Source organism: Streptomyces sp. HmicA12 (assembly GCF_000373565.1).
Lineage (GTDB): Bacteria > Actinomycetota > Actinomycetes > Streptomycetales > Streptomycetaceae > Streptomyces.
In genome coordinates this window covers 25,364-38,044 of the sequence record NZ_KB891812.1, presented here as the reverse complement: position 1 = coordinate 38,044, position 12,681 = coordinate 25,364, and the positions used below count along the sequence as shown (strand labels likewise).

Sequence of the window (12,681 nt, the reverse complement as noted above, 5' to 3'; positions counted from 1 at the left end):
GCATGATCACGTACGACCGACTTTTCATCGGTGGTTCCTGGGCCGAGCCGAGCGACCCCGCGCCGCTCGACATCGCCTCGCCGCACGACCAGTCGCTGATCGGCCGGGCGGCCCAGGCGAGGCCGGCGGACATCGACCGGGCGGTGGCCGCGGCCCGCGCCTCGTTCGACAAGGGGGAGTGGCGGCTGACCTCGCCGGCCGAGCGGATCGCGCTGCTGCGCCGGTTCAACGAGCTGCGCGAGGAGAACGCGGAGAAGGCCGCCCACCTGATCTCGCTGGAGAACGGCTCGGCGGGCTGGTTCACCCGGGCCGGGCAGCCCGGCCTGACCCGGCAGGCGAACGCCTACCTGAAGGCGGCCGAGGAGTTCGGCTGGGAGGAGACGCTCGCCCCCTCGGATCCGTCCTCCCCGGTGCGGAGCGTGATGCGCCGTGAAGCGGTCGGCGTCGTGGCTGCGGTGATCCCGTGGAACTCCCCGTTCTCCTCGGCCACTTCGAAGATCATCCCCGCGCTGCTCGCGGGCAACTCCGTGGTCCTCAAGGTGTCCCCGGAGAACTCGCTGAGCATGGGCTTCCTGGCCGAACTGCTGGAGCGGGCGGGTCTGCCCGAAGGGGTGATCAGCGTGCTGCCCGCGGACCGGGAGACCAGTGAGTACCTGGTGTCGCACCCGGACGTCGACAAGATCGCCTTCACCGGCTCGACGCGTGCCGGCCGCCGTATCGCCTCGATCGCGGGCGAACAGCTCAAGCGGGTCAGCCTGGAACTCGGCGGCAAGTCGGCGGCCGTCATCCTCCCCGACGCCGACATCGAGAAGGCCGTCGCAGGCCTGAAGTTCGCCTCCCTGCTCAACAACGGCGAGTCCTGCATCGCCCAGACCCGCATCCTGGCCCCGCGTGAGAAGTACGAAGAGGTCGTGACCGCGCTGAAGGACCTGGTCGGATCGCTGAAGGTCGGCGACCCGGGCGACCCCGACACCTTCATCGGCCCGATGATCCGCCCCGACCAGCAGGAGCGGGTGCGCACCTACATCCAGCTCGGCATCGAGGAGGGCGCCCGCCTGGTCGTCGGCGGCCCGCAGATCCCCGAGGGCCTGGAGAAGGGCAACTACGTGACGCCCACCGTCTTCGCCGACGTCGACAACTCCATGCGGATCGCGCAGGAGGAGATCTTCGGCCCGGTCCTGGTCGTCATCGCGTACGAGGACGAGGACGACGCCGTCCGTATCGCCAACGACTCCGAGTACGGCCTGTCCGGCGGCGTCTGGTCCTCCGACGAGGAGCACGCCCTCGCCGTCGCCCGCCGTATCCGCACCGGCACCGTCACGGTCAACGGAGCCTCCGTAGCCTTCGACGGCCCGTTCGGCGGCTTCAAGGCCAGCGGCATCGGCCGCGAGTACGGGGCGGTCGGCCTCGGCACGTACACCGAGTACAAGACCATCACTGTCTGAACCGGTGTACGTGACGGAACCCCACGTACACGATGAACCGCCGACGGCGGCAGACGGTTGGACCGTCTGCCGCCGTCGGCGATGCTCCGTCGCGCGGGTCAGAGCACCGCGTTGTCGGCGGCCCCCGGGAAGTCGGTGCTGAACGCCAGCTCCCGGCCGGCCTCAGAAGCCGTTGACGACGGCGGCCGGCGCACCGGTTCCCGACAACCAGAACTCCCTCACGTCCGGCCCGCGCGGCCCGATGCTCCTGCAGGATGTGTGGTTCCTGGAGAAGCTCGCCCATGTCGACCGCGAAGTCATCCCCGAGCGGCGCATGCCAAAGGCTCGGGCGCGTTCGGCACGTTCACCGTCACCCACGACATCACGCGGTACACGAGCGCGAGTCTCTTCTCCGAAGTCGGCCTGCAGACACAGCTGTTCGCCCGGTTCTCCACGGTCGCGGGCGAGTGCGGAGCCGCGGACGCCGAGCGCGACATCCGCGGGTTCGCCCTCAAGTTCTACACCGACGAGGGCAACTGGGACCTGGTCGGCAACAACACCCCGGTGTTCTTCCTGTGCGATCCGCTGAGGTTCCCCGACCTCAACCACGCGGTGAAGCGCGACCCGCGCACCAACCTGCGCGACGCGGAGAACAACTGGGACTTCTGGACCAGCCTCCCCGAGGCCCTGCACCAGGTCACGATCGTGATGTCCGAGCGCGGCATTCCTGCCTCGTACCGGCACATGCACGGTTTCGGATCCCATACCTACAGCCTGGTCAACGCCGGCGGCGAGCAGTTCTGGGTCAAGTTCCACCACCGCACCCAGCAGGGCATCAAGAACCTCACCGACGCCGAGGCCGAAGCCCTCGTCGGCAAGGACCGCGAGTCCCACCAGTGCGACCTCTTCGACGCCATCGAGGGCGGCGACTTCCCGAAGTGGAAGCTGTTCATCCAGGTCATGCCGGAGGCCGACGCGGAGAACTACCGCTTCCACCCCTTCGACCTCACCAAGGTCCGGTCGAAGAAGGACTACCCGCTGATCGAGGTCGGCGAGTGGGAGCTCAACCGCAATCCCGACAACTACTTCGCGGACGTCGAGCAGGTGGCGTTCACCCCGGCGAACATCGTGCCTGGCATCGGTTTCTCACCCGACAAGATGCTTCAGGGCCGCCTCTTCTCCTACGGCGACGCCCAGCGCTACCGGCTCGGCGTGAACCACCATCAGATCCCGGTCAACGCCCCGAAGAACCCGGTGAACTCGTACCACCGCGACGGCGCCCTGCGCGTCGACGGCAACCAGGGCGCCACCCCGGGCATCGAGCCCGACTCCTACGGCCGCTGGCAGGAACAGCCCGCCTACCGCGAGCCCGGCCAGGCCGTCGGCGCGGTCGCGGACCGCTTCGACCACCGCGCGGACGACGACAACTACTTCGAACAGCCCGGCAACCTGTTCCGCCTGATGAGCCCCGAGCAGCAGCAGGTCCTCTTCGAGAACACGGCGCGCGCGATCGACGGCGCGTCCCAGCGGACCGTCGAGCGGCACATCGCCAATTGCACCCAGGCCGACCCGGCCTATGGCGAAGGCGTCCGCAAAGCCATCGAGGCTCTGGCCTCCGATGTCTCGGCACACCAGAAGTAACTGTCTTGACAGGTGACGTACAGTGTTGCCATGATTGCGTCACCGCCTCAACCGGTTACCCCATCGATGTTGGTGGGGTGGCAGACAACTTTCGATCCAGATGGAGAGCAGTAGCCATGGCTGTCAGCTACACCGCAGTTGTCGACGTCGACGGAGAAGGCCGGAACGGGGGGCACGTCCGCTCGTCCGACGGGCTGCTGGACACCAGCCTCGCCCTCCCCAAGGAGCTCGGTGGCGCGGGCGGTGCCACCAACCCCGAGCAACTCCTCGCCGCCGGCTGGGCCGCCTGCTTCCTCGGCGCCCTCCGCCGCGCCGCCACCTCCCGCAAGATACGGCTGACCAGCACCACCATCACCGCTCAGATCACCCTCACCCACGGCGACGACGGCGAGTTCTCGCTCTCCGCGGTCCTCAACCCCGTCCTCGGCGGTGTCGACCGGGCCACAGCCCAGGAGCTCGCCCAGGCCGCCCACCAGATCTGCCCGTACTCCAAGGCCCTGCGGGACAACATCCCCGTCACCGTCAACGCCGACGCCGCGGCCTCCTGACCCACCCCCACCCCCTGACCGGCGGGTCCCGTGTTTCCCCCCAACCCCCGCACGGGGCCCGCCACCCATTTCTCCAGCACCACCCATCCCGCAGACCGAAGAGCGAGGGCAGGGCATGGCCACTCAGGCGCACTCATACGCACGGACCGCCAGGCGCGGTCGCCCCACGGCGAAAGATGCCACCGCGAAGGCTCTGCCCCGGCCCGTGACGAAGCCCGAGCAACATGCCTGGCCGACGGACGTGCAGGTGTGGAACTGGGCGGAGAGCGCGGTGCTCTTCGGGTACGGCCCGGCGGCCTCGAACTTCTTCTGAACCTCTCCTGACAGGCACCCGATGGGCGCCTGTGGCAGAGCCCTTTTGCCCGGCCCTACTTGACGACGGTGTACATGACGGAGCGCTGTTGCTTGTGCCGCTGGATACGTCCCTTGGCGACGAGCGACTCGAGAGTGTTCCGCACGACCTGCGGTGTGGGATTGCGGTCGGGGTGCTTCTTCAGGAGCTCGTCCCGCAGTTCCTTGGCCAGGCGCGGCTCGTCGGACTTGGCGAGCAGCTTCATGAGCAGGTCACCGAGCAGTGCCGGACGTGGCTTCCCCTCCGCGGCTGCCTTCGCCGGGGTGCCCGCCGATGCGGTCTTCGTCGGTGCGGTGCGCCGCGAAGTGGTTCCGGCCGCAGCCCGCTTCGACTTCGGCTTCGCGGCGACGGGCTCGTCCTGCGTCTGCTCGGGCAGGCGGGACGCGTCGGTGAAACCCTCGTACCGCTCGGCGAGGCTGATGATGTCCTGCAGGAGCGCTTCCTCCTGCTTCAACATCGAGATCCGCTCCTTCAGCTCCTGCTGCAGGCGGCGGTTCTCCTCCAGGTCCGATGCGGCTTGTTCGACGTACCGCGACCGGAGCGCGGCGGCGGACTGGCTGGTCACAACCGGTTCACTCCCTCGATATGGATGACGTTGCGCATGGTACCCATGTCAAGGGCTCCGCGCAGATAAGTGTCGACGCCGGATGGTTCCTCTGGCATGTGCGCTCTTCACGATAGGCGCTGATGTGCCTGTGCACGCGGGGAAGGTTGACTCTTCTCGTACGTACCGAGGTTCGACTGCTCATGACATCGAAGTGCGAGCGCATCGCCGGGCGGCAAGCGCCGCGCAGGGACATGTCGATCGCGTAGAAACATGCTCATAGGCTGCACACAATGATGTTGTTCCCACATGTTTGTGTATGTGGCGGAGAGACACCATGACTGACTGGCGGCCTTCGTCCCGGACGTGGACGAGCCCATGTACGCACCGCTCGGCGCCCCGGAACCCGAGGCAGTGGAAGGAGTGTTCCCGATCGGCGCCGACCCGCGGGCGCAGCTCTACGCGGACGTCCCCGAAGCGATCGCCGAACCGGCCGTCAGCGGGCTCGTCGACCAGCGTCACCAGTCGTTCGCCGATCGCGTGACCCGGGCGGCGTGGCGCACCGTGCCATCGGTGTACGTCATCACCGAGCGTCGTCACCCCTGTAACGGGTGACTGAATCATATGCAGGTCATGCGCGAACAAGACCGTCACCACCTCAAGGGGGTACAGACCATGGCTGAAAGGCCGAAGCCGGATGACGCCGAAGGCGCGCCTGCAGGCCGGCGCGCGATGCTGAGCGTGCTCGCCGCCGGGGCCGCGGGGCTCGCCGCCGCGCCCTATCTGCAGCGCGGCTGGGAGGGGTTCCTCGGCGCCGCCTCCCAGCTCGACCCGACCGGCGCCACCGGGCTGCTGCCCAATCCCGGTGGCTTCCGGTACTACAGCGTCGTCGGCTCGGTACCGCACAAGGGCGAGGCGAGCTACCAGTTGCGGGTCACCGGGCTGGTCGACCGGCCCAGGAGCTACACCCTCGACCAGTTGCGTGCGATGCCGCAGAGCCGGGTCGTGCACGACGTCGTGTGCACCGACGGATGGCGCGTGGAGAAGACACCTTTCGACGGTGTGCGACTGGCCGACATCCTCGACGATGCCGGCGTGCGCTCTCCGGGCGCGGCGATCCGGTTCACCTGCTTCGACGGCGCCTACAGCGAGAGCCTCACCCTGGAACAGGCCCGCCGCTCGGACGTCCTGGTCGCGCTGAACATGCAGGACAAACCCATCACCCACGAGCACGGCGGCCCCGTCCGCCTCTACGTGGCCCCCATGTACTTCTACAAGTCGGCCAAGTGGCTGTCCGGCATCTCGGTCACCGACAAGGTCGTCCCCGGCTACTGGGAGGAGCGCGGTTATGCGGTCGACGGCTGGCTCGACGACGCCGACCGGCACAGCGACGCGGCCTGAACCGTCCGCCAGGATCCGGCGGTTCAGCACCGCTGAGCGCTGGATCCACCGGACCACCGGCTACCTGATGCTGGTGTGCCTGGTCACCGCCGCCTGCCTGTATCTCGCTCCGCTGGCTCAACTCGTGGGGCGCCGGCACCTGATGGTCACCCTTCACGAGTGGTCCGGCATCTCCCTGCCTCTGCCCTTTCTCCTGGGGCTCTTCTCCCGCGAATTCCGCGCGGACCTGCGCAGGATCAACCGCTTCGCGGTGTACGACCGGCAGTGGTTGCGCGCCGTCCGCAGGCGCCGCACCTCGCCCGAGGCGCGGCCCGCCGGCAAGTTCAACGCGGGGCAGAAGCTTTACGCGGGCTGGATCGCCGGCGCCGTACTGGTGATGATCTTCACGGGCCTGCTGATGTGGTTCATGGGGCTGTTGCCGTTCATCTCCCGCACCAGCGCGATCTTCGTCCATGACCTGCTGGCCTGGGCGATCACCCTCGTCGTGCTCGGACACATGCGCAAGGCCCTCCAGGACCCGGAGGCCCTGCTCGGGATGCGTACCGGGTATGTCAGCAGAACCTGGGTGCAGCGGTACCACGCGAAGTGGCTGCGAGAAGAGCACACGTCGTCGTCCACGAGTGCCGACGACCGTCGAATGACCTAGGTGCCACTTCCCGTGCGTGGACCGTCAATTGACGGTAGTGCCGCTGTCGGCCCACGGGCAGAGTGATACCCGGCCGGGGCGTCGGGCTCGTCCTGACACCTGATGCCCACCCCGAACCTGATGTCACTGTTCTGACCAGTGGCATGTTCTGAATCAGATCTCCGGATGCCGTGCTACATGCACATGTGCAGCCGTATTGGGCGCACACCTACCTCTTGGATGGGAAAGCAATGAAGAAGGCTCTGACAGTATTCGCAGTTGGTGTGCCGCTGGTCGCGGCGGCGGTGTATCTGCCGACCGCCTCGGCGGAGGGGACCCGTGACACCGCCGCCACCGGCGCCTGTGCGGCGCCGTCCGTGAAGGCCCCGGCCGGCACCGAGGTGGAGTCCGTGACGGCGGTCCGCCAGGCCGGCGGCACCATCCACGGCACCGGGATCCTCGGCGGCGACGTGTCCGGCGTTCCGGCCTTCTGCCAGGTGACGGTCACGCTCGCCCACCCGGGGGAGGGGGATCACGCCAAGGTGCAGACCTGGCTGCCCCTGGAGAGGTGGAACGGCCGTTTCCAGGCGATCGGCGGCAGCGCCTACAGCGCCGGGGACAACGGTGTCGGCCTGGGCGCCGCGGTCAAGAACGGCTACGCGGTGACGACCACGGACGCCGGAGTAGGTGACGTCCTGGACACCAGCTGGGTCCTCAACAGCGAGAACCAGGTCAACAGCACGCCGCTGAAGAACTTCGCCTCCCGCTCCCAGCACGAGGCCGCGGCCGTCGGCAAGGCGGTCGTGGACGGCGTCTACGGCAGGCGCGCCGCCTACTCCTACTTCACCGGCTGCTCCACCGGCGGACGCCAGGGCTACATGGAGGCCCAGGCCTACCCCGACGACTACGACGGCATCCTCGCGGACGCTCCCGCCATCAACTGGGACGAGTACGAGGTCGCCACCCTGTGGCCGCAGGTCGTCCTGAACAACGAGAAGACCTACCCGACCGACTGTGAGCTCAACGCCTTCACCGACGCCGCGGTCAAGGCCTGCGACAAGCTCGACGGTGTCAGGGACGGCCTGGTCAACGACGCGTCCCGCTGCGACTTCGACCCGCGCCGGCTGATCGGTACCAAGGTCAACTGCGAGGGCAAGGAACTGACCATCACGGCGGCCGACGCGGCCGTGGTCCGCAAGATCTGGGACGGCCCCCGCACCACCTCGGGACAGAAGCTGTGGCCCGGCGTCCCGGTCGGGGCCGACCTGACCGGCCTGGCGCACTCCGCGGCGGACACCGACGGCACCGTCAAGGGCCAGCCCTTCCAGGTTCCCGCCCTGTGGGTCCAGCTCTTCCTGAGGAAGAACCCGGACTTCGACCTCACGAAGATCACCTACAGCGACTTCACGAAGCTGTTCCGGCAGTCCCAGGCCGAGTACGACAAGGTCATCGGCACCGACGACCCGGACCTGTCGGACTTCCGCAAGTCCGGTGGCAAGCTGCTGACCTGGCACGGCGCCGCCGACCAGTTCATCCCCACCCAGGGCACCGTGGAGTACCACAAGCAGGTCGAGCGGGAGATGGGCGGCTCCAAGCGGGTCGACGACTTCTACCGGCTCTTTCTCGCCCCGGGCACCAACCACTGCGGTCTCAACGGTACCGACGGCTCGGCCGACGGCCTCTCGGCACTGACCGCCTGGGTCGAGCACGGCACGGCGCCCGCGACCCTGCCCGCCACCCTGATCAACGCCAAGGGCGAGAAGGTCGACCGCGACCTGTGCGCCTACCCCGAGGTCTCCCGCTACAAGGGCCACGGTGACCCGGCCCTCGCCGCCAGCTTCCGCTGCGTGTCCCCCTCCTCCCGGCACTGACCGGGTCGGCGACGCCCCCTGACCTGAGAAAGGCCGAACCGACATGAGCACCCGAACAGCGACCGTGACCGCACCGACGGCAACGGACGAACGTTCCTCGCTGCTGAAGCTGTACGTGAGCCGCGGCATCCTCGCCGTGGTGTGGGCCCTGGTGTTCGCCGAAGCCCACAAGGACGTCGACGCGGTGGCCATCACGCTGCTGGTCGTCTACCCGTTGATCGACGCGGTGTCCTCGCTGATCGACCACCGCGCCACCCCCGAGGGCGCCGAGCGCCGGGTCACCGCGTTCAACGGGGTGCTCAGCGTGCTGGCCGCCGTCGCGATCGGCGTCGCGGGCGCCGGCGGCGAGGCGCCGGTGCTCCATGTGTTCGGCTGCTGGGCCGTCGTCTCCGGTCTCGCCCAGGTCGTCGTAGGACTGCGGCGGCGTGGCCCCGAGTTCGGCAAGCAGTGGCCGACCCTGATCTCGGGCGGGTTGTCCTTCCTCGTCGGCATCACCTACAACATCCGGGCCGCGGGCGACGACCCCTCGCTCGACGTGCTCTCGGTTTACGCCACCGGCGGCGGGGTGTGGTTCATCCTCCAGGCCCTGCTGCTGGGCTGGAAGTCCCGCCAGCTGGGCGCCCGGACCGCCTGACATCCCGCACCTCTCCCGAAACGCTCCGGCCCGCGTCTCATGGCGCGGGCCGAAGCGCGCCACGGTGGTGAAGTCACCGTCTTGACGGGTTACTTGAGTCCATGCAAATCTATCGTCACCATTCAGACCAGTTACATCTTGAGTGAGGGAATCCCATGACAGTCGTTCGCGTACAGCTCCGCTCCCAGCTCGACCCCAAGGGCGTACTGGAGGTGCTGACCGACTTCAGCCCGTCCCGCGCGCAGTCCTGGCCCACCATCGACGCCGACCACTTCGAGGTCCACGACCTCGGGGACACCTGGGCCGAGGTCACCGAGGGCACCGCCGCTGCCTGGGAGCGGGCGCGCTACGCATGGGAGCCGGCCGGTGACACGGTCACCATCACCACCTTGGACTCCAAGCTCTTCGGCGCCGGCGGTGGCTGGGTGTTCAAGATGACCCCGGAGGGTGCCGGCACCCGGATCGACGTCGAGCTGACGCGGCTGCCGAGCACGTTCAAGGGCAAGGTGCTCGCCTCGCTTCTGCCGCTGGTCGCCCCCAAGTCCCTGCGCAAGTCGTTCGCGGGCCCCCTGCGGGCCGAGTGAGCGGACCAGAACCCGAGGGCCGCCGAACCAGCGTCACTACAAAAGGAATTGAGGAACGTCATGAGCAAGACCTGGCTGATCACCGGAAGTGCCCGTGGACTGGGCCGCGCCATCTCCGAAGCCGTACTGGAGGCGGGCGACAACCTGGTCGCCACCGCGCGTCGCACCGAGGCCCTGAACGACCTCGCCGAGCAGTACGGCGACCAGGTCCGCCTGATCACCCTGGATGTCACCGACGCCGAGGCGGCGCGGCGCGCCGTGCGGTCCGCCGCGGAAGCCTTCGGCAGCCTTGACGTCGTCGTCAACAACGCCGGCTACGCCGACATGGCCGCTATCGAGGACATGTCCGACCAGACGTTCCGCGACCAGATCGAAGCCAACCTCTTCGGTGTCGTCAACGTATCCCGGGCCGCCCTCCCCGTCCTGCGCGAGCAGAGGAGCGGGCACATCATCCAGGTCTCGTCCGTCGGCGGACGCGTCGGAGTCCCGGGCCTGGGCGCTTACCAGGCGGCCAAGTGGGCTGTCGGCGGTTTCTCCGAGGTCCTGGCCCAGGAAGTGGCACCCCTGGGCATCAGGGTCACCGTCCTCGAACCGGGCGGTATGCGCACCGAGTGGGCCGGCTCCTCCATGGCCACCCCGCCGGTCAGCGCCCCCTACGAGGCCGTTGTCGGCGGCGCCGTCGGAAACATCAGGGGCGCGCACGGCCGGCAGCCCGGCGATCCCGCCCGCATCGCCCGCGTCCTGCTCGACATCACGGAGGCCGATCAGCCGCCCCTTCGCCTTCTTCTGGGCAAGGACGCCGTCGCCGCCGCCGAGAACATGGCCGAACGGCTCGCCGCCCAGGACTCCGAGTGGCGTGCGGTCAGCGAATCCGTATGACCACCGACTGGCGACACCCCACCCGTGTCCCGTCGGCGCAGCGGCGTTCTCGCCGCACTGCGTGATGACGTAAGTCAGCCGCGTCGGGCCGGAGTTGGGTGACGCCGACACTGCGGACACCCCGGTACCGCGCCCGCAGTCATTCGACGGATGTGTGCGCGAGGTCGGCCGACAAGACCGGTCAGGTGCTCGTCGATCAAGGCGAGCCCCTGTGCCGACGGCCTCCGTCCGTGTGGTGCGTTCTCCCCGCGCACCGGCCGCGTGAGTCCTTCTCGCTCCGCACCGGCCGCGCTCACGACCGACGAAAGGCCACACGTATGCCCACACGTATGCCCACCTTCGCCGAACACGTCATCGCCTCGCTCAAAGCCTCCGGGGTACGCCGTCTGTACGGCCTCCCCGGTGATTCGCTCAACGGCCTGACGGACGCCATCCGCCGGGACGACGATGTCGACTGGGTCCACGTACGACACGAGGAGAGCGCAGCCCTCGCGGCGGCGGCCGAGGCCGGGCTGACCGGAGAGTTCAACGTCTGCGTCGGCAGCTGCGGCCCGGGCAACCTGCACCTCATCAACGGGCTCTTCGACGCTCAGCGCAGCCGTGTGCCGGTGCTCGCCATCGCCGCCCAGATCCCGGGCAGCGAGATCGGCTCCGGCTACTTCCAGGAGACCCGCCCCCAGGAGCATGCCCGCGGCCGCCGCCTGCTCGACGCCGGCTTCCAGCAGTTCGGACTTCCCCGAACCGGCGGCCCCCCGCAACGACGCGTGTCGCACCGTGCGTCACTGCCTCCCGCACGAACCCACGCAGGTCTCGCAGTTCGGAGTCGCGTCCGACAAGCCTGCCGTCGGCGACCGGCCGGCGGGCGTGGATGTCCCTCTCCGGGGCGGAGAAGCCGGAGACCTCGATCTGCGTGTTCATGGGTGCCCCCTGTTCCGGGACATCGACTCCTCATGTCCCCTCCCCATCCCACCCGATGCGGGTCTGCGGAAACAGGCAGTTCGCATGCAGCTTGTTCGCGCGGCAGGCGCTTCCCGCCCGGAACGCCCAAGGGGGGAAGGACCTTGCCCAGGCAGAAACCTGTCTCTTTTCGCCCCGCTGATCTGGGGTGATCGTTGAAATGTCGCCGATACGGGGCAGTCAGTGGCCCCGTCGTCACCCCACCATCGAGGAGCCTTCCATGGCCAAGAGCAACGTCACCTTCGAGAGCGCCGGCATCCGGATCGCCGCGCACCTGTACACCCCCGACACCCCGGCGGCGGGACCGCACCCGGCACTGGTCGTCGGTCACCCGGGCACCAGCGTGAAGGAGCAGACGTCCGGCACGTATGCCCGGCGGATGGCGGAGCGAGGCTTCGTGACCCTCGCCTTCGACGCCGCGTACCAGGGGGAGTCCGGCGGGCTGCCGCGCGGTCTGGAGGACCCCGCGCAGCGAGTGGAGGACTTCAAGGCCGCCGTCTCCTACCTGACCACCCGCGACGACGTCGACGCCGCCCGCATCGGCCTGCTGGGCGTCTGCGCGTCGGGCGGCTACTCGCTGTCCGCCGCCGGCGGCGACCACCGGGTCCGGGCCGTGGCCACGGTCAGCGGTGTCGACGTCGCCCGTCAGTTCCGGCTGGGCGCCGACGGTACCCAGGACCCGGCCGTCTTCCAGAGCCTGCTCGACGCTGCCGCTCAGGCCCGCACGGCAGCGGCCCGTGGCGAGGACCCCGGTGTGATGCCCATGTTCCCCGAGACCGCCGAACAGGCCGGTGCGCTCGGCGGCGAGCACGGCATCGAGGGCTTCGAGTACTACTGCACCGCGCGCGGCGAGCACGACCGTTCGGCGAAGTTCCTCGCCTGGGAGAGCGTCGACAAGCTCGCTTTCTTCGACGCCTTCCACGCCGTCCCGCTGATCGGCCCCCGCCCCCTGCTGCAGATCGTCGGAACCCGAGCCGTCACCTCCTGGATGGCCGTCGACGTCCACCAGCGGGCCACCGGCCCGAAGGAACTCCACTGGATCGAGGGCGCCAGTCACGTCGACCTCTACGACAAGAAGGAGGCCGTCGACCCCGCCGTCGACAAGCTCACCGACTTCTTCAACTCCGTTCTCCAGAACGCAAGGTGAGACAGCGCCGCGGCTCGCCCTCGCGATGAGCCGCGGTCGCACGCTCGGACGGCTGCCGGCCCCACATATGCTCC

Annotated in this window: 12 protein-coding genes and 2 pseudogenes; 13 read left to right on the top strand and 1 reads right to left on the bottom strand. The window is 68.8% G+C overall.

Annotated features, from left to right (window positions below; genetic code table 11):
- Positions 1–2 precede the first annotated feature (2 nt).
- The 4 genes and pseudogenes from B072_RS0122345 (at position 3) to B072_RS0122335 (ending at position 3,613) form a co-directional block, all read left to right on the top strand.
- Positions 3–1,445, top strand: coding sequence for an aldehyde dehydrogenase (locus B072_RS0122345; RefSeq protein WP_018532208.1), 1,443 nt, complete (start codon positions 3–5; stop codon positions 1,443–1,445).
- Positions 1,446–1,617: 172 nt separating this feature from the next.
- A pseudogene (locus tag B072_RS43790) lies at positions 1,618–2,699 on the top strand (catalase); the annotation flags it as partial.
- Between the two features lie 186 nt (positions 2,700–2,885).
- Positions 2,886–3,065: a catalase-related domain-containing protein gene (locus B072_RS49980; protein WP_420707564.1), complete on the top strand. Its 180-nt coding sequence runs from the start codon at positions 2,886–2,888 to the stop codon at positions 3,063–3,065.
- Between the two features lie 116 nt (positions 3,066–3,181).
- Positions 3,182–3,613 carry an organic hydroperoxide resistance protein gene (locus B072_RS0122335; protein ID WP_018532207.1) on the top strand — a complete coding sequence of 144 codons (432 nt, stop codon included), beginning with the start codon at positions 3,182–3,184 and terminating at the stop codon, positions 3,611–3,613.
- 368 nt (positions 3,614–3,981) lie between these two features.
- Here B072_RS0122335 and B072_RS0122325 read toward each other — a convergent pair whose 3' ends face one another.
- Entirely contained in the window at positions 3,982–4,530 is a 549-nt protein-coding gene (locus tag B072_RS0122325; protein ID WP_018532205.1) for a hypothetical protein, read from the bottom strand.
- A gap of 345 nt (positions 4,531–4,875) precedes the next feature.
- Between B072_RS0122325 and B072_RS43785 the strand changes: the two genes are divergently transcribed.
- The 9 genes and pseudogenes from B072_RS43785 (at position 4,876) to B072_RS0122285 (ending at position 12,607) form a co-directional block, all read left to right on the top strand.
- On the top strand, positions 4,876–5,124 hold the full coding sequence (locus tag B072_RS43785; RefSeq protein WP_018532204.1) for a hypothetical protein: 249 nt from the start codon (positions 4,876–4,878) through the stop codon (positions 5,122–5,124).
- A gap of 60 nt (positions 5,125–5,184) precedes the next feature.
- Complete coding sequence (locus B072_RS0122315; RefSeq protein ID WP_234018902.1) at positions 5,185–5,910, top strand: molybdopterin-dependent oxidoreductase; 726 nt, start codon at positions 5,185–5,187, stop codon at positions 5,908–5,910.
- On the top strand, positions 5,858–6,556 hold the full coding sequence (locus B072_RS0122310; protein WP_018532202.1) for a cytochrome b/b6 domain-containing protein: 699 nt from the start codon (positions 5,858–5,860) through the stop codon (positions 6,554–6,556). Before B072_RS0122315 ends, B072_RS0122310 begins: the two co-directional genes overlap by 53 nt.
- Positions 6,557–6,786: 230 nt before the next feature.
- A complete protein-coding gene (locus tag B072_RS0122305; RefSeq protein ID WP_026246161.1) occupies positions 6,787–8,406 on the top strand; it encodes a tannase/feruloyl esterase family alpha/beta hydrolase in 1,620 nt (539 codons plus the stop codon).
- 43 nt (positions 8,407–8,449) lie between these two features.
- Positions 8,450–9,040: a DUF308 domain-containing protein gene (locus B072_RS0122300; protein WP_026246160.1), complete on the top strand. Its 591-nt coding sequence runs from the start codon at positions 8,450–8,452 to the stop codon at positions 9,038–9,040.
- Between the two features lie 155 nt (positions 9,041–9,195).
- Positions 9,196–9,624 (top strand): hypothetical protein, encoded by a 429-nt coding sequence (locus B072_RS0122295; RefSeq protein ID WP_018532199.1) that lies wholly within the window; start codon positions 9,196–9,198, stop codon positions 9,622–9,624.
- 60 nt (positions 9,625–9,684) lie between these two features.
- Positions 9,685–10,503, top strand: coding sequence for an SDR family NAD(P)-dependent oxidoreductase (locus B072_RS0122290; RefSeq protein WP_018532198.1), 819 nt, complete (start codon positions 9,685–9,687; stop codon positions 10,501–10,503).
- 329 nt (positions 10,504–10,832) lie between these two features.
- Positions 10,833–11,186: pseudogene (locus B072_RS46700) on the top strand (thiamine pyrophosphate-binding protein); the annotation flags it as partial.
- Between the two features lie 494 nt (positions 11,187–11,680).
- Positions 11,681–12,607, top strand: a complete 927-nt coding sequence (locus tag B072_RS0122285; RefSeq protein WP_018532197.1) for an alpha/beta hydrolase — start codon at positions 11,681–11,683, stop codon at positions 12,605–12,607.
- The last annotated feature ends 74 nt before the right edge of the window (positions 12,608–12,681 follow it).